This window comes from Superficieibacter electus, from assembly GCF_002915575.1.
Lineage (GTDB): Bacteria > Pseudomonadota > Gammaproteobacteria > Enterobacterales > Enterobacteriaceae > Superficieibacter > Superficieibacter electus.
This window is the reverse complement of record NZ_PQGD01000011.1, coordinates 83,162-105,742: the sequence shown is the minus strand read 5'-3', so window position 1 is coordinate 105,742 and position 22,581 is coordinate 83,162. Positions and strand designations below refer to the sequence as shown.

At 56.5% G+C, this 22,581-nt stretch carries 20 protein-coding genes; 5 read left to right on the top strand and 15 right to left on the bottom strand.

The genetic code is table 11. From position 1 onward, the window contains the following. Positions 1-6 precede the first annotated feature (6 nt). The 4 genes from yncE to rpsU form a co-directional block, all read right to left on the bottom strand. Positions 7-1,056 carry a 7-bladed beta-propeller protein YncE gene (gene yncE / locus CHU32_RS14835; protein WP_103676980.1) on the bottom strand — a complete coding sequence of 350 codons (1,050 nt, stop codon included), beginning with the start codon at positions 1,054-1,056 and terminating at the stop codon, positions 7-9. Between the two features lie 161 nt (positions 1,057-1,217). Then, on the bottom strand, positions 1,218-3,062 hold the full coding sequence (gene rpoD / locus CHU32_RS14830) for an RNA polymerase sigma factor RpoD (RefSeq protein WP_103676979.1): 1,845 nt from the start codon (positions 3,060-3,062) through the stop codon (positions 1,218-1,220). A 209-nt stretch (positions 3,063-3,271) separates the two neighbouring features. Beyond that, positions 3,272-5,017, bottom strand: coding sequence for a DNA primase (gene dnaG / locus CHU32_RS14825; protein WP_103676978.1), 1,746 nt, complete (start codon positions 5,015-5,017; stop codon positions 3,272-3,274). Positions 5,018-5,133: 116 nt separating this feature from the next. Next, positions 5,134-5,349 (bottom strand): 30S ribosomal protein S21, encoded by a 216-nt coding sequence (rpsU, locus tag CHU32_RS14820; RefSeq protein WP_001144069.1) that lies wholly within the window; start codon positions 5,347-5,349, stop codon positions 5,134-5,136. Positions 5,350-5,585: 236 nt separating this feature from the next. Here rpsU and tsaD point away from each other — a divergent pair, with 236 nt between their 5' ends. Next, positions 5,586-6,599, top strand: coding sequence for a tRNA (adenosine(37)-N6)-threonylcarbamoyltransferase complex transferase subunit TsaD (gene tsaD / locus CHU32_RS14815; protein ID WP_103676977.1), 1,014 nt, complete (start codon positions 5,586-5,588; stop codon positions 6,597-6,599). Between the two features lie 345 nt (positions 6,600-6,944). Here tsaD and ureG read toward each other — a convergent pair whose 3' ends face one another. The 9 genes from ureG to plsY all read right to left on the bottom strand — a co-directional run bounded on the left by ureG (position 6,945) and on the right by plsY (position 14,685). Next, positions 6,945-7,562, bottom strand: a complete 618-nt coding sequence (gene ureG, locus CHU32_RS14810) for an urease accessory protein UreG (RefSeq protein ID WP_103676976.1) — start codon at positions 7,560-7,562, stop codon at positions 6,945-6,947. A 9-nt stretch (positions 7,563-7,571) separates the two neighbouring features. Then, on the bottom strand, positions 7,572-8,246 hold the full coding sequence (locus CHU32_RS14805) for an urease accessory protein UreF (protein WP_103676975.1): 675 nt from the start codon (positions 8,244-8,246) through the stop codon (positions 7,572-7,574). Continuing rightward, on the bottom strand, positions 8,247-8,705 hold the full coding sequence (gene ureE / locus CHU32_RS14800) for an urease accessory protein UreE (RefSeq protein ID WP_103676974.1): 459 nt from the start codon (positions 8,703-8,705) through the stop codon (positions 8,247-8,249). A 9-nt stretch (positions 8,706-8,714) separates the two neighbouring features. Next, the gene (gene ureC, locus CHU32_RS14795; RefSeq protein WP_103676973.1) at positions 8,715-10,418 is read right to left on the bottom strand and encodes an urease subunit alpha; all 1,704 of its coding nucleotides are present in this window, start codon (positions 10,416-10,418) and stop codon (positions 8,715-8,717) included. After that, positions 10,411-10,731: an urease subunit beta gene (locus CHU32_RS14790; protein ID WP_103676972.1), complete on the bottom strand. Its 321-nt coding sequence runs from the start codon at positions 10,729-10,731 to the stop codon at positions 10,411-10,413. The genes ureC and CHU32_RS14790 overlap by 8 nt, the downstream gene beginning before the upstream one ends. 9 nt (positions 10,732-10,740) lie before the next feature. Then, positions 10,741-11,043, bottom strand: a complete 303-nt coding sequence (locus CHU32_RS14785; protein WP_103676971.1) for an urease subunit gamma — start codon at positions 11,041-11,043, stop codon at positions 10,741-10,743. Between the two features lie 9 nt (positions 11,044-11,052). Further along, complete coding sequence (locus CHU32_RS14780) at positions 11,053-11,880, bottom strand: urease accessory protein UreD (protein WP_103676970.1); 828 nt, start codon at positions 11,878-11,880, stop codon at positions 11,053-11,055. A gap of 120 nt (positions 11,881-12,000) precedes the next feature. Continuing rightward, positions 12,001-13,467, bottom strand: coding sequence for an MFS transporter (locus tag CHU32_RS14775; RefSeq protein ID WP_103676969.1), 1,467 nt, complete (start codon positions 13,465-13,467; stop codon positions 12,001-12,003). Between the two features lie 579 nt (positions 13,468-14,046). Beyond that, positions 14,047-14,685, bottom strand: coding sequence for a glycerol-3-phosphate 1-O-acyltransferase PlsY (plsY, locus tag CHU32_RS14770; RefSeq protein WP_103676968.1), 639 nt, complete (start codon positions 14,683-14,685; stop codon positions 14,047-14,049). Between the two features lie 107 nt (positions 14,686-14,792). Between plsY and folB the strand changes: the two genes are divergently transcribed. Together folB and bacA are read left to right on the top strand one after the other, a co-directional pair. Continuing rightward, positions 14,793-15,161, top strand: coding sequence for a bifunctional dihydroneopterin aldolase/7,8-dihydroneopterin epimerase (gene folB, locus CHU32_RS14765; protein ID WP_103676967.1), 369 nt, complete (start codon positions 14,793-14,795; stop codon positions 15,159-15,161). A gap of 214 nt (positions 15,162-15,375) precedes the next feature. Further along, positions 15,376-16,197 (top strand): undecaprenyl-diphosphate phosphatase, encoded by an 822-nt coding sequence (bacA, locus tag CHU32_RS14760; protein ID WP_103677026.1) that lies wholly within the window; start codon positions 15,376-15,378, stop codon positions 16,195-16,197. A gap of 10 nt (positions 16,198-16,207) precedes the next feature. Here the strand turns inward: bacA and CHU32_RS14755 are convergent, their stop codons facing one another. Both CHU32_RS14755 and CHU32_RS14750 read right to left on the bottom strand, forming a co-directional pair. Next, on the bottom strand, positions 16,208-17,449 hold the full coding sequence (locus tag CHU32_RS14755) for a multifunctional CCA addition/repair protein (RefSeq protein WP_103676966.1): 1,242 nt from the start codon (positions 17,447-17,449) through the stop codon (positions 16,208-16,210). A 68-nt stretch (positions 17,450-17,517) separates the two neighbouring features. Further along, positions 17,518-18,138 (bottom strand): TIGR04211 family SH3 domain-containing protein, encoded by a 621-nt coding sequence (locus tag CHU32_RS14750; protein ID WP_103676965.1) that lies wholly within the window; start codon positions 18,136-18,138, stop codon positions 17,518-17,520. 229 nt (positions 18,139-18,367) lie between these two features. Between CHU32_RS14750 and CHU32_RS14745 the strand changes: the two genes are divergently transcribed. Further along, positions 18,368-19,669: a CYTH domain-containing protein gene (locus CHU32_RS14745; RefSeq protein WP_103676964.1), complete on the top strand. Its 1,302-nt coding sequence runs from the start codon at positions 18,368-18,370 to the stop codon at positions 19,667-19,669. Positions 19,670-19,690: 21 nt separating this feature from the next. After that, positions 19,691-22,549, top strand: coding sequence for a bifunctional [glutamate--ammonia ligase]-adenylyl-L-tyrosine phosphorylase/[glutamate--ammonia-ligase] adenylyltransferase (gene glnE / locus CHU32_RS14740; RefSeq protein ID WP_103676963.1), 2,859 nt, complete (start codon positions 19,691-19,693; stop codon positions 22,547-22,549). Positions 22,550-22,581: the final 32 nt, after the last annotated feature.

The following is a 22,581-nucleotide window of genomic DNA, read 5'->3' as shown; positions in this document are numbered from 1 at the left end:
CCGTCCTCAGAATTGGGTTAAATCGATTTTCAGCACGTAGTCAGCCTGGCTGGCTTTTTCATCCTGCTTTACGCTGACGAACAGCGTTTTGCTGTCAGGAGAAAGCACCATACTGTTAGGCATGGCTGCCGTTTTGATGGTGTGTTTAAGGCTGTAAGTACTGGCGTCGATAACGCTGATCTGACGGGCATTACGATGGGTGACATACACTTCGTTGCGCGCAGGGTTATAGACGGCGGCAATGGAGTTTGGCGTCGCAACCCGGTGGAGGATCTTGCCGGAGGCGAGTTCCACTACCAGCACGTCGGCGGTATTGGTATCGGCAATAAAGCCAACCCCTTTGGCCGTGTTGAGGGCGATGTTCAGGAAGTAATGTTTTGGCTCGGCAGGATCAACGTTTACGCGAGAGAGTATCTGTGAGGTTTTGCCGTCCAGGGTAATCAGTTCGCCTTTGCCAGTGACGGCATACACTTTGTCACCTGCTTCATCAACGGCAAAGCCGACTGCATCGGTCTGTTTGTGCGTATGCAGTAGCGTCTGGTGTTGCGCGTCGACAACCCACAACACGCCTTTACCTTCACTGCCAATACCAGAAACATAGAGACGACGGTGCTTTTTATCGAGCACCACTTCCCGGACGTGGGCATTATTCTCAGCATTTGCGAGCTGGATGGTTTTCAGTTCTTTGTGGCTGCGGGTATCCAGCAGGGTCAGGGAGCCGTCCAGCGCGTTGCCTAACCAGAGAATGTGGTTGGGTTCATCCAGAGAGACCGCGAAAGGACGGCGTTGGGTGGCGATCCGCTTATCAATTTTCAGTGAATCGGCGGCAAGCTGAAACACTTCCCCGGCGGTTTTGTCCTTATCGAAAGAGGGCGCGGAGGCGGCATAGAGAGATTTTTGCCCGGCGTCATAAGCCAGTTCATACACTCCGTGACCCAGAGCCTGAGAAGTGAATTGCTTCTCGGTGAAGTCCTTTGCCAGGCTGGAACCAGCGTGAAGTGCCATACAGAGAGTGAGCGCGCAGAGGGATTGATTTTTTAATGTTTTGAGATTCATGTCATTTTTCTTTACAGTTGTTTACGAAAAGAAAAATGATAATGAAAATAAATATCATTTGCAATCGCATGTTGGGACGATTATCCCTGTCAGTTTTTTATTCCTTACAAAAATGCCAAAAAAAAAGCTCCCCGGAGGGAGCTTTTCGAGAGCAGACGCGATTAATCGTCGAGGAAGCTACGCAGCACTTCAGAGCGGCTCGGGTGGCGCAGTTTACGCAGCGCCTTGGCTTCGATCTGACGGATACGTTCGCGGGTAACATCGAACTGTTTACCCACTTCTTCCAGCGTGTGGTCGGTATTCATATCAATACCAAAACGCATACGCAGGACTTTCGCTTCACGGGCGGTCAGGCCAGCCAGCACGTCATGGGTGGCGGCACGCAGGCTCTCGGTGGTAGCCGAATCCAGCGGCAGCTCGAGGGTGGTGTCCTCGATGAAATCACCCAGATGCGAATCTTCATCGTCGCCGATTGGCGTTTCCATGGAGATAGGCTCTTTAGCGATTTTCAGCACTTTACGGATTTTGTCTTCCGGCATCAGCATGCGCTCAGCCAGCTCTTCCGGCGTTGGCTCGCGGCCCATCTCCTGGAGCATCTGGCGGGAGATACGGTTGAGCTTGTTGATGGTCTCAATCATATGCACCGGAATACGGATGGTACGCGCCTGATCCGCAATAGAGCGAGTGATCGCCTGACGAATCCACCAGGTTGCATAAGTGGAGAACTTGTAACCACGACGGTATTCAAACTTATCAACCGCTTTCATCAGACCGATGTTGCCTTCCTGAATCAGATCGAGGAACTGAAGACCACGGTTGGTGTATTTTTTGGCGATAGAAATAACCAGACGTAAGTTCGCTTCAACCATCTCTTTTTTCGCCCGGCGCGCTTTCGCTTCACCGATGGACATGCGACGGTTGATATCTTTTACCTGCTCAATGGTCAGGCCGGTCTCTTCTTCAATCTGCTGCAATTTTTGCAGGCTGCGATGCACCTCGTCAGAGACGTCGTGCAGCTTTTCAGACCATGGCTTGTTCATCGCAATCGCCGCGTTGAACCAGGTTTCGCTGGTCTCGTTGCCGGTAAACAGAGTGATGAAGTTTTTCTTCGGCATTTTGCACTGTTCAACGCACATCTTCATGATGAGGCGTTCCTGGGTACGCACACGATCCATCATGACGCGCATACTGTTAACCAGGTAATCAAACTGTTTTGGCACCAGGCGGAACTGCTTGAAGACTTCAGACAATTTCAGGATTTCGCCCTGAGATGCCGCGTTGCTGCGGCCTTTGGCCTTGATCGTGTCACGGGTGACGATGTACTGCTCGCGCAGTTCAGCGAATTTCTCGCGCGCCAGTTCCGGATCGATGCTGTTGTCATCGTCGCTGCTATCGTCGCTGTCATCATCATCGTCGTCGTCTTCGTCATCCATTTCTTCACTGGACAGCTCGGAGCCAACGTGCGTTGCCGTCGGAGCCAGATCTTCTTCAGCGTTCGGATCGACAAAACCGGTGATCAGATCGGAAAGGCGAGCCTCTTCCGCTTCTACACGATCGTACTGCTCCAGCAGATAGGTGATCGCTTCCGGATATTCAGCCACGGAGCACTGGACCTGGTTGATACCGTCTTCGATACGCTTGGCGATGTCAATTTCACCTTCACGGGTCAGAAGTTCAACGGTACCCATTTCACGCATATACATGCGGACCGGGTCAGTGGTACGCCCGATTTCAGATTCAACGCTGGAAAGTACCTGCGCAGCCGCCTCTTCAGCATCTTCGTCGGTATTGTTTGAGTTTTCAGCAAGCAACAGATCGTCGGCATCCGGTGCTTCTTCCATCACCTGAATACCCATATCGTTAATCATCTGGATGATGTCTTCGATCTGATCTGAGTCGACGATATCTTCCGGCAGATGGTCGTTGACCTCGGCATAGGTCAGATAGCCTTGCTCCTTACCACGTTGGACAAGAAGCTTCAGCTGTGACTGCGGGTTTTGCTCCATAAGACGGTATCCACACTTAATTCATGAGGTTGGTGTCGGTCGGCGAAATGAACCGCCAACATAATACATTTCATCTTTCACGCTGCGCTGACGCAGGTGAAACGACGGCCTGTATGACTTAATGAGGGCTTGCTTATATTTTTGCCGCTGCCCTTCAGTGCGGCTGTCGGGATTTACCCGAACGATATTCGGCACTTAAGCCGTTAAATTCATTTTTTTGCCAGTTCCTGGTTTAATGTCCAGAGTTCCCGGCGTTCTTCGCTGTTCAGGCCATGCGTGCGATCGCGAGCGATTAACTCTTCCTGGCGCAGCTTGAGCAACGAATCAAACATATGGTTAAGCGAGTCGGTGAACGTTTTTTCTGCAATCGCTTTATCTGCTATATCGTCCCATACCGACAGTTTTTCAAGGGTGGCGGCTTCATTTGTGCCACGATACTGTTCTAAAAGTTGCCCAGTGGTCAGGCCAGGCTGTGACAAACAAGTGTTGACCAATTCTGCAAATAAGCCAAGCCCGGGCAGCTTACTTTGATCCAGACCGGCCAGTGGCGGCACCAGCGGTGCTAAATCCGGGTTCTGTAACAGCAGTCCTATCAGTATACGCATGGTCGTGCGTTTTAGCTGAGGAGCCGGGCGTGGCGTGCCACTTTCTGCTTGTTTTGGCATTAAACGATCAAGCTGACTGTCGTCGAAAATGCCTAATTTCAGCCCCAGCGTCTGGCGTAACTGAATGCGATGCGCGTCGCCTGGTACCTGGTTAATCAGTGGTAGCGCGAGGGCTGCCAACTGCGTGCTGCCATCCGGGGTACTTAAATCGACCTGTGGCAACAGGTTATTAAACAAAAACGCTGACAGCGGCTGAGCATGTTCCATTCGCGCTTCAAACGCCTCTTTACCCTCTTTACGTACCAGCGTATCCGGGTCTTCGCCGTCGGGCAGGAACATAAAGCGCAGTTGCCGACCGTCGGTCATATACGGCATCGCGGTTTCCAGCGCGCGCCATGCGGCATCACGTCCGGCGCGGTCGCCGTCATAACAGCAAATCACATTCTGCGTGGCGCGGAACAGCAACTGAATATGATCGGCAGTCGTAGAGGTCCCCAGCGACGCGACGGCATAATTGATGCCAAACTGCGCCAGCGCCACCACGTCCATATAGCCTTCGACCACCAGCAAACGCGGCGGTTCCGCCGCGTTCTGTAACGCTTCATAAAGCCCGTACAACTGACGGCCCTTATGGAAAATATCGGTCTCCGGGGAGTTCAGGTATTTCGGCGTATCGTTACCCAGTACGCGTCCACCAAAACCGATAACCCGGCCACGCTTGTCGCGAATCGGGAACATTACCCGGTCGCGGAAGCGGTCGTAGCTGCGTCCCTGATCGTTGGTGACCAGCATGCCCGCGTCGGTTAACGACTGACGGTTTTCACTGTTACCACCAAAACGTTTTAATGCGTTATCCCAGCCCGGTGGCGCAAAGCCTACGGCAAACCGCGCAATGATGTCGCTGCTAAGCCCCCGTTTTTCCAGATACTGGCGCGCGGGTTCTGCGGCGGGATGCGTAAGGGATTGCTGATAAAACGTATTCAGGCCATCCATCAACTGATAAAGGGTCTGCCGTTGATGACGCTCAATCTGCGTTGGCCCGCTGCCTGCTTCGTAAGGAATCTCCAGGTTATGCATGGCGGCCAGTTCTTCAACGGTTTCGACGAACTCGAGCTTGTCGTAGTTCATCAAAAAGTCGATGGCGTTGCCGTGCGCACCACAGCCGAAGCAGTGATAAAACTGCTTATCACCGTTAACGGTGAAAGAGGGGGTTTTTTCGTTATGGAACGGACAGCACGCATGGAAATTCTTGCCCTGCTTTTTAAGCTTCACCCGCGCGTCGATAAGATCGACGATGTCGGTGCGCGCCAGCAGGTCATTGATAAATACGCGTGGGATTCGTCCAGCCATAAGCCCCGTACAATTTTACCAACTCGTAAACGAAAATAAGCCGCGCATTCCTTCCGGAAGCACGGCCTTACCACTACAACTCAGTCTGTTAAATGAGAGCCTGTGCTCTCAAAACATTAGTACAGACGAGTACGGCGTGCGTTTTCGCGAGCCAGTTTCTTCGCGTGACGTTTCACAGCAGAAGCTTTAGCGCGCTTACGTTCGGTAGTCGGTTTTTCATAGAACTCACGACGACGAACTTCCGCCAGAACACCTGCTTTCTCGCAGGAACGCTTGAAGCGACGCAGTGCTACGTCGAACGGCTCGTTTTCACGTACTTTAATTACCGGCATCTAACTCTCACCTTTAATAAATTCGGTTTGCCGCTGGCATCAACGCCAGCTTATTTCAAAATGGTGCGGAATTTTACTGCAAATGCTGCTGCTTTGTAAAGCACCGATGCGATTTTGAAAGGGACTTTAATAAGGGTGGGGAGTATACACGAGCCTTGTGGCCTGGGCGAACAAAGTTTTACTTCAACCCGCATTGGTCCTACACTGCGCGGTACTGAAATGAGGTAAAACAAGCCATGCGTGTACTGGGTATTGAAACATCCTGCGATGAGACCGGCATCGCCATTTACGACGACGAAAACGGTCTGTTAGCCAATCAACTGTATAGTCAGGTGAAATTGCACGCTGACTACGGCGGCGTGGTGCCGGAGCTGGCCTCCCGCGATCACGTGCGCAAAACCGTGCCGCTGATTCAGGCGGCGCTGAAAGAAGCCGGGCTTGCGGCAAAAGAGATTGACGCGGTGGCCTACACCGCAGGGCCTGGGCTGGTCGGCGCGCTGCTGGTCGGTGCCACGGTCGGACGTTCGCTGGCATTTGCCTGGGGCGTTCCGGCGATTGCGGTGCATCATATGGAAGGGCACCTGCTGGCCCCGATGCTGGAAGAAAATCCGCCTGAGTTCCCGTTCGTCGCACTGCTGGTTTCCGGCGGACATACCCAGCTTATCAGCGTCACCGGTATTGGCCAGTACGAGCTGCTGGGTGAGTCGATTGACGATGCGGCGGGCGAAGCATTTGATAAAACCGCCAAACTGCTGGGACTGGATTACCCCGGCGGCCCGATGCTATCGAAAATGGCCGCCCAGGGAACGGAAGGACGTTTTGTGTTTCCACGCCCGATGACTGACCGTCCGGGGCTGGATTTCAGCTTCTCCGGGCTGAAAACCTTCGCCGCGAATACGATCCGTAATAATGAGGCGGACGAGCAGACCCGTGCCGATATCGCCCGCGCATTTGAAGATGCGGTGGTGGATACCTTAATGATTAAGTGCAAGCGTGCGCTGGATCAGACCGGGTTTAAGCGTCTGGTGATGGCGGGGGGCGTCAGTGCTAACCGTACCCTGCGCGCGAAGCTGGCAGAGATGATGCAAAAACGCCGGGGCGAGGTGTTTTATGCCCGACCAGAGTTCTGCACCGATAACGGCGCGATGATCGCCTATGCCGGAATGGTACGGTTTAAAGCCGGGGCCACGGCGGATCTCGGTGTGACCGTACGCCCGCGCTGGCCGCTGGCGGAGTTGCCTGCGGCGTAAACCACCCTCACCCCAGCCCTCTCCCTGAGGGAGAGGGGGTAAGAGGCTCCGGGGTCGGTATTGCTTGCGCTGGCCGCTGGCGGAGTTGCCTGCGGCGTAAGCCACCCTCCCCCCGGCCCTCTCCCTGAGGGAGAGGGGGTAAGAGGCCCCGGGGTCGGTATTCTCTCCGTGCGGCTCCCTCTCCCTGAGGGAGTAAGAGGCTCCGGGGTCGGTATTATCTCCGTACGGTTCCCTCTCCCTCAGGGAGAGGGTTAGGGTGAGGGGGAGCGACGCATAAAAAAGCCGCTACAGGCCCGACCAGCCCGGCAGCGCCACCAGGAAAATCGCTCTACAGTACCAGGCCATTTACCGCTTCAACATCCCTTTATCTTCCAGGAACGCAATAATTTTCCCCAGCCCGTCGCCGCTTTTCAGGTTGGTGAACGTCCATGGCCGATCGCCGCGCATGCGCAGGGTATCGCGCTCCATTACCTCCAGCGATGCGCCGACATACGGGGCAAGATCGGTTTTATTGATGACCAGAAAATCGGATTTCGTGATCCCCGGGCCGCCTTTACGCGGGATCTTTTCCCCTTCCGCCACGTCGATGACATAAATCGTTAAATCCGCCAGCTCCGGGCTGAACGTCGCGCTCAGGTTATCGCCGCCACTCTCGACAAAAATCAGATCCAAATTACCAAACTTTTCGCTCAGCGCTTCGACTGCCGCCAGGTTCATCGAAGCATCTTCACGGATAGCCGTATGCGGGCAACCGCCGGTTTCGACGCCGACAATCCGCTCCGGCTCCAGCGCGCCCGCTTCGGTCAGGATGCGCTGATCCTCTTTGGTGTAGATGTCGTTAGTCACGACGGCCAGTTGATAAGTGTTACGCATGGCCTTGCATAAGGCTTCCAGCAGCGCCGTTTTACCGGACCCGACCGGGCCGCCGACGCCGACGCGCAGCGGATGAGTAATCTGTGACATGCTCCCTCCTCAGGAACGGAATAAACGCGAATATTGGGTTTCATGACGTGCAGAGGCGATAGCGCTGAGCGGGGTGGCTGACCCGATATCGCACGCTTCACACGCGAGCGCCCGTTCCATGCCTGCCGCATAGCGCTCAGACAGGGAAAGGATCAACTGCTGTGCCGCCTGCTGGCCGAACGGCACCAGCTTAACGCCTGCCATCACTGCACTTTCGATCCAGCTATAGCCGAGGCTGAGCGCCAGCGCACGCAGGTCGAGATGCCAGCGCACGCCGAGCCAGGCCATACCACAGAGCTGGCTTTGGGCAAACAGGGCGCGCCATGCCGGGGAGCAGTCCGGCTCCCAGTCGGTTATCAGGCGGGTGAACGCCGCACCGCGATTACGTTCTTCTTCCCGCAGTTCCCGGGTCTCGCGGCAGGCCAGCAGGTACGCCGTACAGCGTCGGGCCTCGTCGATATTGTTTTCCGCACAGGCCCGGTACAGGCGGGCAAAAATCGGCAGATCAACGCGAAAAAAACTGTGCTCCATCTGCTGTCGTTGCCAGCGATGAAAGGTGGCGCTATCTGTAATCCAGCCGGCTTCTGTCGCCCATTCCAGACCCTGCGACCAGGTAAACGAGCCGACCGGCAGGCTGCTGCTGGTAAGCTGCATCAGGCGCAGTAATTGAACCGGGTCCGTCATTTAATGCGCGTGCGAATGTGAGTGTGAATGGGCCCCGGCGGAATAGACTCCGGCTTCTGGCTCAAACGGCAGTTGAGCAAACGTCACCTCGAGCGCCAACTGGCGCAGCATATCGTCCAGCACATGATCGTGGTGATAACGCAGCTCACCCGGCAGGATCTGCAACGGCACGTGGCGGTTGCCAAGGTGATAGCAGGCTTTGGCGAGCAGAAAAGGATCGGCACAGCGCACCACCGAGAGCGGTTCGTCAGCAGCAATAATCTCAACAATCTCTCGTCCATCATCGCTGCTTAATACATCGCCCCCGCGCAGCAGCAGGCCGCGCGGTAGCATTAATCCGGCGTCGCGGCCGTCGCTGAGGGTGACTCTGGCCCGGCTTTTGACACGTACATCAATGGGCAGCGTTACCGTCGCCGTCACGCGGGAAGGGGCGGTAATTCGGGTGGTGAGATAGAGCATTGCGACTCCTTAAAACAAAAAATAGCGTTGAGCCATAGGCAGCACGTCTGCTGGTTCGCTGGTAATCAGTTCCCCGTCTATCCGCACCTCATAGGTCTGAGCATCAACAGTAATGTTAGGTTGCAGCGCGTTATGGATCATGTCGCGCTTTTTCACCGTTCGACAGCCTTTCACTACGCCGATAACGCTTTGTAAATTTAGCCGTTGCGCCACGTTATCTGCCTGTGCCGCCTGCGAAATAAACGTCATCCGGCAGGCATGGCGAGCCGCGCCCAGCGCGCCGAACATCGGACGGTAGTGCACCGGCTGCGGGGTGGGAATGGAGGCGTTGATATCGCCCATCGGCGCGGCGGCGATCATCCCGCCTTTGACGATGGTCGCCGGTTTGACGCCAAAAAAGGCGGGCGACCAGACCACTAAATCCGCCAGTTTGCCCGCTTCAACTGAGCCGACTTCATGGGCGATCCCATGCGTCAGCGCCGGGTTGATGGTGTATTTGGCGATATAGCGCTTAACGCGAGCATTATCGTTATCGCCCGTTTCTTCGGGCAGTGCGCCGCGCTGGACCTTCATCCGGTGCGCCACCTGCCAGGTACGCAGGATCACCTCGCCGACGCGCCCCATCGCCTGCGAATCCGAAGAGGTCAGGGAAAACGCGCCAATGTCATGCAGCACATCTTCAGCGGCAATGGTCTCCCGACGGATGCGTGATTCGGCAAACGCCACGTCTTCGGCAATATCCGGGTCAAGATGATGACAGACCATCAGCATGTCGAGATGCTCGTCAATGGTGTTAACGGTATAGGGCAACGTCGGGTTAGTCGAAGAGGGCAAAATATTGGGGTGCGCACAGGCAGTGATAATATCCGGCGCGTGCCCGCCGCCTGCGCCTTCAGTATGAAAGGTATGAATTGTACGATCGCCGATTGCCGCCAGCGTATCCTCAACGAAACCGGACTCGTTCAGGGTGTCGCTGTGCAGTGCCACCTGAATATCCAGCTCATCCGCTACCGTCAGCGCACAATCAATAGCAGCGGGTGTTGCGCCCCAGTCCTCATGAATTTTCAGGCCGATTGCGCCCGCGGCGACTTGTTCACGCAGCGTCGCCGGGTTCGACCCGTTGCCTTTGCCGAGCAGGCCGATGTTCACCGGCAGCGTGTCCGCCGCCTGAAGCATACGGGCGATGTACCACGGGCCGGGAGTACACGTCGTTGCGTTGGTGCCGGCTGCCGGACCGGTGCCGCCGCCGATCATGGTGGTAACGCCGGAAATCAGCGCCTCTTCCGCCTGCTGCGGACAGATCCAGTGAATATGCGTATCCACGCCGCCCGCCGTCACGATTTTACCTTCGGCGGCGATGACCTCCGTTGCCACACCAATCGGGATCGTCACATCGGGCTGAATATCCGGATTACCGGCTTTACCGATCGCAAAAATCCGCCCGTCTTTTACGCCGATATCGGCTTTAACGATCCCCCAGTGATCGACAATCAGCGCGTTGGTCAGCACCAAATCCACGCACTCGCTGGCGGGCATTTGCCCCTGGCCCATGCCATCACGGATCACCTTGCCGCCGCCGAATTTCACCTCTTCGCCGGGCGTGGTGAAGTCTTTTTCCACCTCGATCCACAGCTCAGTATCCGCCAGTCGCACTTTGTCACCGGTGGTGGGACCGAACATATCCGCCCACGCCCGGCGGGAAATTTTAGTCATGATCTGCCTCCAGACTACCCATCACATCACCGCGAAAACCGAAGATCCGCCGTGCGCCAGCGACCGCCACCAGTATCACCTCGCGCTTCTGTCCGGGTTCAAAACGTACCGCCGTACCGGAAGCGATGTTTAACCGATACCCTTTGCACCGTTCACGATCGAACTTCAGCGCCGGATTCACCTCGTAAAAGTGATAGTGCGATCCGACCTGAATCGGCCGATCGCCGTGGTTTTCGACAATCACCGTCAGGGTTGGACGTCCGGTGTTGATCTCAACGTCGCCATGCTGGATCTTGTATTCGCCTGGGATCATGCTTCCTCCTCAGATAATCGGATGGTGGACGGTGACCAGCTTCGATCCGTCCGGAAACGTGGCCTCGACCTGAATATCGGGGATCATTTCCGGGATGCCCTCCATGACCTGATCGCGGCTTAAAACGTGGCGTCCGTCTTCCATCAGCGCCGCCACGCTTTTGCCGTCGCGCGCGCCTTCCATAATGAATGCGCTGATCAGTGCCACGGCTTCCGGATAGTTAAGTTTCAGACCGCGGGCGAGGCGTCTTTCCGCCACCAGGGCCGCAGTAAAGAGCAGCAGCTTATCTTTTTCTCTCGGCGTCAGTTCCACAGGGACCTCTTATGTCTGCCAGATTCGGGGAAGGACAGGCGCTTTTTGCAGCAGGTGAGGGCGCATAGCACACCAGATGTCGCGCATCGCCCGCAGGCAAATCAGATTATCGTCGCCAAGAAAGCGCACCGTCAGGAGGCCTTCTGTCAGCGTCGCGCCAGCAAACGCGCCCAGCACATCAAGTTTTTCACGCACGCTTTCCAGCAATGTTTCATTGGCCGGGTAAAACAGCAGCGTGCCGACCCACGGATGGTCAGCGACGGGCGACAGATCGCCATCCGCCAGGTGCAGGCGTTCAATCAGCAGCGGCTGGTCGTCCTTCCAGACCTCCAGCCGGTTATTCAGACAGCCATGATCAAAGGTTTCGCCGATAACCGGGCGACCGAGACACAGCAGATCCCAGGCCAGCAGGCGGGAGCCGGTACAAAGATGAAAAACGGTTTGCACCCGGGCCTGCGCGCCGGGAAAGAAAATGGCATCCTGCGGCAGCCACTCCAGCGCGGCGTCTGCGGCCAGATAAAAGTGTTGCGTCAGCCGGGCCGTGGCCCCGGCGCTGCGATAAAATTTACTGGCACCGGGCATGGTGAGCAGTACATGGCTTCTGGCGTCCAGCGTCACGGTAATATCCAGCTCATCGCCACCCACAATTCCGCCGGGCGGATGCAGCAGGTAAAGATGACAGGTGTCATCTTCAGGATAAAAAGGCCGCTGTACCGTAAGTGGGCCGTAGTGACGGGCCGAGCGCAGCAGCGTTTTTTCCGGGGTATGAAAAAACTGCAACGCAAGCGAAGCCTGCCAGCCTTTGTATGTTTTATCAGTAACCTGGGCAACTGCCATACTGCATCCGTCCGCGCTTGATGTCCTGCTTCAGTATGCCCTGGCAGAAATCAACTCTGTCATATGAGACGCTTATGGATGGATAAGGCAAACGGCGCAGTGCTGCGCCGTTCAGGGGGATTAGCGGTAGTCTTCCGCGTCGATGTCGTAGCCTGACGGCTCCCAGTGGATCGCCAGTAGCGACAGCAGGCCGATCAGCGGTGCGAGGGCGATAACCCAGAACACGGCGGTATCCAGCGAAGCTACCAGCAGCGGGAACAGAAATAGCGATAATGTTGAGCTGCTACGCATCAGCGTCTGATTGAGGCCAACGCCGACGCCGCGCAGCGAGGTCGGATAGCTGAGCGATGCAAACGCCATGGTATGCGCCCCCGGGCCAAAGCCCTGGCCAAATAAGAACAGCGCCAGCATGGCAACGGAAATGACGCCTTCCGTCGCGCCGTCCGGTCGCCCGATCAGCGCCAGCACCAGTAGCGCAATCAACTGACAGGCATAGCCGCCAAGTGACATCCGCCACGCGCCGAAACGCGGCACCAGCCGCACGGCCAGCAGGCCACCGACAAAGGCAAACAGCAGGTTCAGCGCCAGCGAAATCAGAATGGTGGTCAGCATGGATTGCACAAAGAAGCTGGAGATAATCACCGGCAGGCCAAACGCCACGGCGTTATAGGCAAATGACGACACCACCGACAGCAGCGTTGCCAGCGTGGTACGGCGTAAATACACGCCGCGAAACAGATTGAGATAATTTTGCCATCTGGCTTTATTCACCACCGGCGCGGGCCTGTCCAGCGCATCCTGCGGCACATGCGCGTTAATGTTATACGCCTTACGCAGTATCGATGCGGCCTCTTTCAGATTGCCCTGGTTTGCCGCCCAGACCGGGGACTCACTCATGTAGCGGCTACGAATGGCGATAATCACCAGCGCGGGAATGGCCCCAAAACCAAGGATGATGCGCCACAGCCAGTCGCTGTGGCTTTCCGGCAAAATGGCATAAAAGAACAGCACCAGCAGATAAGAGATGCTGATCGCGGCATACCAGGTCGGGCACCACATGGCAACGCTGGCGGCTTTGTTACCGGGGCCTTTTAGCCTGGCGAATTCGCTGAGAAAGGCCATCGCCACGGGAAGATCGATGCCGACGCCAAGCCCCATCACAAAGCGTGCCCCGGCGAGCACGTATTCATTCGGCGCAAAGGCGCAGGCGATGGCGGCTACCACGAAGAAAATCATGTCGGCCATAAATACCCGATAGCGCCCGATTTTGTCGGTGAGATAGCCACCAATTAACGCGCCAACAATCGCGCCGAAGGTGATAGCAGAGGCCACCATCCCGGTGCCGGCGGGCGTCAGGTTAAATTCACGGGTAATATCTTTGATGCCAAACGCCAGCGCGCCGAGATCGTAAGCATCAAGGAAGATACCGCCGAGCGCAATGCCGATGACGATCCGCGCATTGGCGCGCCCCTGCGATCCGGCGTTAACCAGTTGCGTAACATCAGAGGCGTTCCGCACCCATTTAATGTCGCCGCCGGGAGCGTTGCCTGACGTTGTAACGGCAGCAGGTTCAGTGATTTCAGTCATTTTTTGTATAGTTGTGTTGGCGATGTGTTGTGAAAGAGTACCCAGCGCAGGAAAGTGAGCTAAATCACATTTGGTTATAAGTCATAACGGAAGGGCAGCAATGGCGGATAGTGACGCAAGTGACCAGCGCGGCGTAATGCCGGATGACGGCTACGCCTTATCCGGCCTACGATGGGAGGATCATTTATTATGGAGACGTAACGCTGAAACGTTTTGTAGGCCTGATAAGCGAAGCGCCATCAGGCATTACGACACCACTGCGGCCAGTGGTTATGAATAATCTGTAGGCCTGATAAGCGAAGCGCCATCAGGCATTACGACACCATTGCGGCCAGTGGTTATGAATAATCTGTAGGCCTGATAAGCGAAGCGCCATCAGGCATTACGACACCATTGCGGCCAGTGGTTATAAATAATCTGTAGGCCTGATAAGCGAAGCGCCATCAGGCATTACGACACCATTGCGGCCAGTGGTTATGGATAATCCGTAGGCCTGATAAGCGAAGCGCCATCAGGCATTACGACACCATTGTGGCCAGTGATTATGAATAATCTGTAGGCCTGATAAGCGAAGCGCCATCAGGCATTACGCCCGCCGTCCTCGCCCGCATCTTTTGGCTTTTTCTTCTTCAGCCGCGTCCAGATTTTGGTTTCCTGACGCCGCCAGAGCCGCTGGATATTGTCGTGATGACGCAGCAGGATCAGACACGAAAGCATTGATACCGGGAAGGTGAACTGTGGTTTGAACCACCAGACGTAGAACGGCGCGATCAACGCGCTGACAATCGCGCCCAGCGACGAGTAGCCGCTCAGCAAAATCGTCAGCAGCCAGGTCCCCGCCATTACGCCGGTCAAATCCCAGCCAATAGGCGCAATCGCGCCGAACGCGGTCGCCACGCCTTTACCGCCGCGAAAGTGAAAGAAGACTGGCCAGATGTGCCCGAGGCAGGCGGCGATAGCAATCAGCCCCAGCCAGAACGGCGCGACGCCGAGGGCGTACGCGCCCCAGACCGGCAACATGCCTTTTAAGACATCAAAAATCAGTACGGTTACGGCTGCTCCCTTGCCGCCAATTCTTAAGACGTTGGTCGCCCCCGGATTACCGGAGCCGCTTTCGCGCGGATCGGGTAAACCTGCAATGCGGCAGACCAGAATGGCGCTGGAAATTGAGCCGCAAAGGTAGGCGAGGATGATCATTCCAGGCGCGATTGCACTCATAACGCTGTTCCGTTTAGAAAAAATCGGTTTATTCTCTGCATCTGTGGATAATACGCATAATTCGCCGGAAGTGGTATCCGGTTTAGCCAAAAAGCAGGCAGGTCATGATGGATATTGTATTTATAGAGCAACTTTCGGTAATCACCACTATTGGCGTGTATGACTGGGAGCAAACCATCGAACAAAAGCTGATGTTCGATATCGAAATGGCCTGGGATAACCGTAAAGCGGCGGCCAGCGATGATGTTGCAGACTGCCTGAGCTACGCCGACGTCAGCGAGCTGGTGGTCAGTCATGTTGAAGGCGGACGTTTTGCGCTGGTAGAACGCGTCGCGGAGGAGGTGGCCACTCTGCTGCTGTCACGTTTTCCGTCGCCGTGGGTACGCATTAAAGTCAGCAAACCGGGGGCGGTAGCACGCGCGGCCAGCGTCGGGGTTGTTATTGAGCGTGGCAATATTCCTAAAGAAAACATTTAAATAAAGTATTATTAAACCCAGCGCGATGACGCTGGTCATAATGCAGGATTATTTTATACCCGTCATACTTCAAGTTGCATATGCGTTGGCTTTCCTCGCTCACCCCAGTCACGTACTGGAGTACGCTCCCGGGGTTCACTGCGTCACTGCCTTTCTGCAACTTGAATTATTTAGGGTACAGGCTTCATTCATTTATCTTTTAGGGGTTTACTTAATGAGCGATATGCATTCGCTGCTGATTGCGGCGATCCTGGGCGTAGTCGAAGGATTGACGGAGTTCCTGCCTGTTTCCAGTACCGGGCACATGATTATCGTCGGGCACCTGCTGGGCTTTGAAGACGAAACGGCGAAAACCTTCGAGGTCGTGATCCAGTTAGGGTCCATTCTGGCGGTAGTGGTGATGTTCTGGCGGCGTCTGTTTGGCCTCATTGGCATTCATTTTGGTCGCAAGCCGCAGCATGAAGGGACGGGGAAAGGTCGCCTGTCGCTTATTCATATCCTGCTTGGAATGATCCCGGCGGTGGTGCTGGGGCTGGTGTTCCACGACACGATTAAATCGCTGTTTAACCCAATTAACGTCATGTATGCGCTGGTGGTCGGCGGCCTGCTGCTGATCGCCGCTGAATGCCTGAAGCCGAAAGAGCCGCGTGCGGTGGGTGTGGACGATATGACTTATCGCCAGGCGTTTATGATTGGTTGCTTTCAGTGTCTGGCGCTGTGGCCGGGCTTTTCCCGCTCAGGTGCGACCATCTCAGGCGGGATGCTGATGGGTGTCAGCCGTTACGCGGCCTCTGAATTCTCATTCCTGCTGGCGGTGCCAATGATGATGGGGGCCACCGCGCTGGATCTCTATAAAAGCATTGGTTTCCTGTCGGTTGCCGATATCCCGATGTTTGCTGTCGGTTTCATCACCGCATTCGTGGTGGCGCTGATTGCCATCAAAACCTTCCTGCATATCATCAAACGTATCTCGTTTATTCCGTTCGCGATTTACCGTTTTATCGTCGCGGCAGCGGTGTACGCAGTCTTTATGTAAGCGCCCGCCCTCAGCTTTCCGGCTGAGGGCAGTTTTTATTCTTCCACTGAGCCACGGCGCGGATGCGGCGTCGGGTTAACTCTTCACGAATATCCGGCCCCTGAAAACCGGCTTTTACCACCTCACTAACTGGCACCGCGCGGGCAACCTCCCAGGCGGCGCGGAGCTGACGTCCCTGCGGATAATCATTGGCTTCAAAGCCGGTACGACCGCGCACGTCGGCTTCGCTGGTCAGCGCAATCTGCTCCACGCGCTGCGGCTTGCGCCAGGCATCAATGGAGTCGAACAGTTTAACGATGGTTTTCGGTTGTAGCAGCGGGAAGGTATGGATCAGATCGTGATACTCGGCCACCAGCTTTGCCAGATCGCGGATCTCATTCGGCACCCGCAGGCGCGTACAAATCTCGCTGACCAGCCGGACGCCCGCCGGACCGTGGCCGTGGTGGCGGGGCCACAGTTCTTTGGGGGTCAGACCTTTACCCAGATCGTGGCACAGGGTAGCAAAGCGCACGTCAATCTCCGGGCTGAGCATCGCCGCCATTGAGAGCGTCATTAAAGTGTGAATCCCGGTGTCGATTTCCGGATGCCATTTTGCCGGGGCGGGAACGCCAAACAGAATATCCAGCTCTGGAAACAGTACTTTTAACGCACCGCAGTCGCGGAGAACCTGGAAATAAACCTGCGGATTGCGGGTACCGAGCGCGCTTTCCGTCTCTTTCCACACCCGCTCCGGCGTCAGATGCGCCAGCTCTCCGGCGGCGGTCATCTCGCGCATCAGCGCCAGCGTTTCTTCGGCAATGCGGAAACTAAGATGCGCGTAGCGCGCAGCAAAGCGCGCCACGCGCAATACGCGTAGCGGATCTTCGCTAAAGGCCGGGGAAACATGGCGCAGCAGACGGTTTTGCAGGTCCGCCTGTCCGTGATACGGATCGATAAGTTTGCCGTCGGTATCCTGCGCCAGCGCGTTCACCGTCAGATCGCGCCGCTGTAAATCTTCTTCCAGCGTCACGTCCGGGGCGGCATAGCAGGTGAAGCCAGTGTAACCGGAGCCAGATTTACGCTCGGTGCGGGCCAGCGCGTATTCTTCATGGCTTTCAGGATGGAGAAACACGGGGAAATCGCGGCCTACCTGCTGGTAGCCCGCGTCGAGCATTTCTTGTGGCGTTGCGCCAACCACGACCCAATCCCGGTCTTTAATCGGTAGCCCTAATAACCTGTCCCTGACTGCGCCACCGACCAGATAACTCTTCACTCCACCTCTCCTTACGCGTTGTCTGTTGCCAAATCATACGTAAGTGTAGAGGAGAAGGCGAATCTGGCTTAATTCATCCAGCGGTCTTTGCGCTTACGGCTTGGGATCATATGCGGCAGCACCAGTCCCAACAGCAGCCCGATACCCAGCACGCCGCCGCCATACATAAACCACTGCATAATGATGGTGCGCTGCTTGTCATCGAGCTGTAAATTGGCGGCGCTGACTTTTTTCTGTGCCACGATAAGCTCATTCTTAAGCTTCTGATTTTCCTGCTTCAGGCCGTTAATGACGCTATCACTTTGTGCAACTTTTTGCTGCATTTCCGCGGTGCGCTGGTTCCAGGTGGTGTCGATACCGTTGAGCTTATCAGTGAGGGTTTTTACCTGATTTTCCAGATCCGGCACGCGCGAGCGCAGGCTCGGTTCGGTATTCAGCTCTTTAAGCGGAATCCAGGCGGTACGGCCGCTGCTGTCGCGCACCTGGCCATAATTCGTGCCCGCGTCCGTCTGGAGCAGGGCCACTTCTTCGCCGGCATTTACCGTGCCAACGAGACGATAATTATCTCCCGGGCCGCTGCGCACCCAGGTGTTTAGTTCATCCGAAACGTAACGCTTTTCTTCACCGTGCGTGACGGTGGAAACGCTAAGCGTGAGTAAAGTTAAGGCAATCAAGCGTAATTTAGGCATTAGATCATCGTTATTGTCATAGAAGTGGAACGAATGTCGTGGCAACAGTCTGACGACGTAATGGCGTAAGCAGCAATCGGAATCATCCAGGTCGAAAAGCCAAACTTTTATGCCCTCAACGCGCACAGTGCATGGTATTTTGCCGCAAAATACTATCTACTGACAAAAAAGATGCGCGTAAGTTCGTGCTAATTGTCTTTCGTAACAACGTAATCATAAGAATTCAGCCATGGCTCAAGAAATCGAATTGAAGTTTATCGTTAACCACGACGGCGTTGAGACGCTGCGCAATCACCTGAACACGCTGTCGGCAGAACACATCCCTGCCAGCCCGCTGCTCAATATCTACTATGAGACGCCGGACAACTGGCTGCGCCAGCACGACAGAGGGCTGCGCATTCGCGGCAATAACGGTCGTTATGAAATGACCATTAAGGTCGCCGGACGCGTGGTTGGCGGGCTGCATCAGCGCCCGGAATACAATATCGAACTGAGTCAGCCGGAGCTGGATCTGTCGCTTTTCCCGGCTGAAGTCTGGCCAGAAGGCGAGCTGCCTGCGCATCTGGCAGAGCAGGTACAGCCGCTGTTCAGCACCGATTTCCAGCGGGAGAAATGGCTGGTGGACGTTGGCGCGAGCCGTATTGAAATCGCCCTGGATCGCGGTGAGGTCAAAGCCGGTGACGCGCAGGAGCCGATTAGCGAACTGGAGCTGGAGCTGTTATCCGGTGACACCCAGGATTTGCTGAAGCTGGCGCGCCAACTGGTGAATCTGGAGGTGCTGCGCCAGGGTAGCCTGAGCAAAGCCGCGCGTGGTTATCATCTGGCGCAGGGCAACCCGGAGCGCCCGCTCAGGCCGCTGACAATCTTGTCTGTGCCGCGCAAAGCCAGCGTTGAGCAGGCGTTCGAGGCGGCGCTCGAAAAAGCGCTTTCTCAGTGGCAATATCACGAAGAACTGTGGGTCCGCGGCAATGCGGCGGCGAAAGCGGGCGTGCAGGCGGCTATCAGCCTCATTCGTCATACGCTTACGCTGTTTGGCGGCATTGTGCCGCGCAAAGCGAGCGCTCGCTTACGTGACCTGCTCACGCTGTCAGAAGCCACGCTGGCATCAGACGTATCGGCAGAGACGGCCGCCAGCAGCGCCAACATTGCGCTGGCAAAACTCAACCTGACCGAATGGCTGATTACCCGCGGCTGGCAACCCTTTCTCGACGCCAAAGCGCAGGCCAAATTTGCTGACTCCTTCAAGCGTTATGCGGATATTTCCCTCTCGCGCCACGCGGCTGAACTGCGCAAAACCTTCGCGTATCCGCTGGGTGACAGCTATGCCGATCAGATCCCCCGCCTGAGCCGTGATATCGACAGCATTACCCTGCTGGCGGGAAATTACGATCCCGTCGTCGCCCAGGCGTGGCTGGAGAACTGGCAGGGCCTGCTTTACGCCATCAAGAAACGCCAGCACATTGAAATTGAACATTTCCGCAATGAAGCGCTGGCCATGGAGCCGTTCTGGCTGCACAGCGGTAAACGTTAATTCAGGTAAAGGATATCCCCGATGATGCCGCTTTCTACGCCCTTACAGCAGCACTGGCATACCGTACTTGAGCGCCTGCCGGACGATTTTCCGGTACAGACGCTCAGTGAGCAGGCGCAGTCAGTGCTTACTTTCAGTGATTTCGTTCAGCAGGGCGTGGTGGCGCATCCTGAATGGCTGACGGCGCTGGAGAGCGATCCGCCGCAGGCGGAGGAGTGGCGGCAGTATGCGCAATGGTTGCAGGAGACGCTGGCGTCGGTGAACGACGATGCGGTATTGATGCACGCCCTGCGCCTGTTCCGTCGCCGGATCATGGTGCGCATTGCCTGGGCGCAGGCGCTGATGCTGGTGAGCGAAGAAGCGACGTTACAGCAACTCAGCGCGCTGGCGGAAACGCTGATTGTCGCCGCCCGCGACTGGCTGTACGCGGCCTGCTGCCGGGAGTGGGGCACGCCGTGCAACGCCCGTGGCGAGGCGCAGCCGCTGCTGATCCTGGGGATGGGCAAGCTGGGCGGCGGCGAGCTGAACTTCTCTTCGGATATCGATCTGATTTTTGCCTGGCCGGAGAAAGGCTCCACGCAGGGCGGGCGTCGCGAGCTGGATAACGCGCAGTTTTTTACCCGCCTCGGGCAACGGCTGATTAAAGCGCTGGATCAGCCCACTCAGGACGGTTTTGTTTATCGGGTGGATATGCGCCTGCGGCCATTTGGCGACAGCGGCCCGCTGGTACTAAGTTTTGCCGCGCTGGAAGATTATTACCAGGAGCAGGGCCGCGACTGGGAGCGCTATGCGATGGTTAAAGCGCGCATTATGGGCGATAACGAGGGCGTTTACGCCAGCGAACTGCGCGCTATGCTGCGTCCGTTTGTCTTCCGCCGCTATATCGATTTCAGCGTCATCCAGTCCTTACGTAATATGAAGGGCATGATCGCCCGTGAAGTCAGGCGTCGCGGCCTGAAGGACAACATCAAACTCGGCGCGGGCGGTATCCGCGAAATTGAGTTTATCGTGCAGGTGTTCCAGCTTATTCGCGGCGGGCGCGAACCGTCATTACAGCTTCGCGCATTGCTGCCGACGCTGACGGCTATCTCAGCGCTGCATCTGCTGCCGGAAGAGGATGTAACGGCCCTGCGCGAAGCATATCTGTTTTTGCGGCGGCTGGAGAATCTGCTGCAAAGCATTAACGATGAGCAGACCCAGACCCTGCCGGGCGACGATCTTAACCGGGCGCGGCTGGCGTGGGGGATGCGCCTCGCCGACTGGGCGACGCTGGAAACCGCGCTGGAACAGCATATGCGCCGCGTGCGTCAGGTCTTTAACGAGCTGATCGGTGATGATGATCCTGACAGCCATGACGAGCAACTTTCGGAAAGCTGGCGCGAACTGTGGCAGGATGCGTTGCAGGAGGAAGACGCGACGCCGGTACTGGCGCATCTCAGCGATGTGGACCGACAGCGAGTGGTGGCGCTGATCGCCGATTTCCGTAAAGAGCTGGATAAACGCACCATTGGCCCACGCGGTCGGCAGGTGCTGGATCACCTGATGCCGCATCTGCTGGCCGATGTCTGCTCGCGTGACGACGTTCCGGTGCCGCTCTCCCGCCTGATGCCGCTACTTACCGGCATCGTCACCCGCACGACCTACCTCGAATTGCTGAGCGAGTTTCCCGGCGCGCTTAAACACTTGATTACCCTCTGCGCCGCCTCGCCGATGGTGGCCAGCCAGCTGGCGCGTTATCCGCTGCTGCTGGATGAGCTTCTCGATCCGGGTACGCTTTATCAGCCTACCGCCACCGATGCCTACCGCGATGAACTACGCCAGTATTTGCTGCGGGTGCCAGAGGAAGACGAAGAACAGCAGCTTGAAGCGCTGCGCCAGTTTAAACAGGCGCAACTGCTGCGTATTGCGGCGGCGGATATCGCCGGGACGCTACCGGTGATGAAAGTGAGCGATCACTTAACCTGGCTGGCGGAGGCGATGATTGACGCGGTAGTCCAGCAGGCGTGGACGCAAATGGTCGCCCGTTACGGACGTCCTGCGCATCTCGGCGAGCGTGAAGGTCGTGGCTTTGCGGTGATTGGCTACGGTAAGCTCGGCGGCTGGGAGCTGGGCTACAGTTCCGATCTCGATTTAGTGTTTCTGCACGATTGTCCAATGGACGTTATGACCGATGGCGACCGCGACATCGACGGCCGTCAGTTCTACCTGCGGCTGGCGCAGCGGATTATGCATCTGTTCAGTACCCGTACCTCGTCGGGCATTCTGTATGACGTCGATGCCCGGCTGCGGCCTTCTGGCGCGGCGGGGATGTTAGTCACCACTGCCGAAGCCTTTGCTGATTATCAGAAAAATGAGGCGTGGACCTGGGAGCATCAGGCGCTGGTACGCGCCCGGGTGGTGTACGGCGATCCGTTGCTCAATCAGCAGTTTGACGCCATCCGCCGTGATATTTTAAGCGCGCCGCGTGAGGGCGAGAAATTGCAAACCGAGGTGCGTGAGATGCGCGAGAAAATGCGCGCCCATCTTGGCAACAAACACCGCGATCGCTTTGATATCAAAACCGACGCGGGCGGCATTACTGATATCGAATTTATCGCGCAGTATCTGGTGCTGCGTTACGCCCATCAACAACCGAAGCTCACCCGCTGGTCAGACAATGTGCGCATCCTGGAACTGCTGGCGCAAAATGACATTATGGATGAGCAGGAGGCGCAGGCACTGACCGGGGCATATACTACGCTGCGCGATGAACTGCACCACCTCGCGCTTCAGGAGCAGCCGGGGCATTTGCCGCAGGATGCGTTTGCCGCAGAACGCGCGCTGGTTAGCGCCAGCTGGCAGAAGTGGCTGGTGGAGCCGTGCACATCAGAACAGGTGTGATATTATCGCGCGCAATAAAACGTATGACTGAT

Bases quoted from the DNA above. Each gene is read 5' to 3' on its own strand.
- ureE (WP_103676974.1), bottom strand. From the start codon at position 8,705: ATGCTCTATCTCACCACCCGAATTACCGCCCCTTCCCGCGTGACGGCG.
- ureG (WP_103676976.1), bottom strand. From the start codon at position 7,562: ATGTCACAGATTACTCATCCGCTGCGCGTCGGCGTCGGCGGCCCGGTC.
- rpoD (WP_103676979.1), bottom strand. From the start codon at position 3,062: ATGGAGCAAAACCCGCAGTCACAGCTGAAGCTTCTTGTCCAACGTGGT.
- dnaG (WP_103676978.1), bottom strand. From the start codon at position 5,017: ATGGCTGGACGAATCCCACGCGTATTTATCAATGACCTGCTGGCGCGC.
- folB (WP_103676967.1), top strand. From the start codon at position 14,793: ATGGATATTGTATTTATAGAGCAACTTTCGGTAATCACCACTATTGGC.
- CHU32_RS14750 (WP_103676965.1), bottom strand. From the start codon at position 18,138: ATGCCTAAATTACGCTTGATTGCCTTAACTTTACTCACGCTTAGCGTT.
- CHU32_RS14790 (WP_103676972.1), bottom strand. From the start codon at position 10,731: ATGATCCCAGGCGAATACAAGATCCAGCATGGCGACGTTGAGATCAAC.
- CHU32_RS14745 (WP_103676964.1), top strand. From the start codon at position 18,368: ATGGCTCAAGAAATCGAATTGAAGTTTATCGTTAACCACGACGGCGTT.
- ureC (WP_103676973.1), bottom strand. From the start codon at position 10,418: ATGACTAAAATTTCCCGCCGGGCGTGGGCGGATATGTTCGGTCCCACC.
- yncE (WP_103676980.1), bottom strand. From the start codon at position 1,056: ATGAATCTCAAAACATTAAAAAATCAATCCCTCTGCGCGCTCACTCTC.
- glnE (WP_103676963.1), top strand. From the start codon at position 19,691: ATGATGCCGCTTTCTACGCCCTTACAGCAGCACTGGCATACCGTACTT.
- rpsU (WP_001144069.1), bottom strand. From the start codon at position 5,349: ATGCCGGTAATTAAAGTACGTGAAAACGAGCCGTTCGACGTAGCACTG.
- CHU32_RS14780 (WP_103676970.1), bottom strand. From the start codon at position 11,880: ATGGCAGTTGCCCAGGTTACTGATAAAACATACAAAGGCTGGCAGGCT.
- CHU32_RS14805 (WP_103676975.1), bottom strand. From the start codon at position 8,246: ATGACGGACCCGGTTCAATTACTGCGCCTGATGCAGCTTACCAGCAGC.
- tsaD (WP_103676977.1), top strand. From the start codon at position 5,586: ATGCGTGTACTGGGTATTGAAACATCCTGCGATGAGACCGGCATCGCC.
- bacA (WP_103677026.1), top strand. From the start codon at position 15,376: ATGAGCGATATGCATTCGCTGCTGATTGCGGCGATCCTGGGCGTAGTC.
- CHU32_RS14775 (WP_103676969.1), bottom strand. From the start codon at position 13,467: ATGACTGAAATCACTGAACCTGCTGCCGTTACAACGTCAGGCAACGCT.
- plsY (WP_103676968.1), bottom strand. From the start codon at position 14,685: ATGAGTGCAATCGCGCCTGGAATGATCATCCTCGCCTACCTTTGCGGC.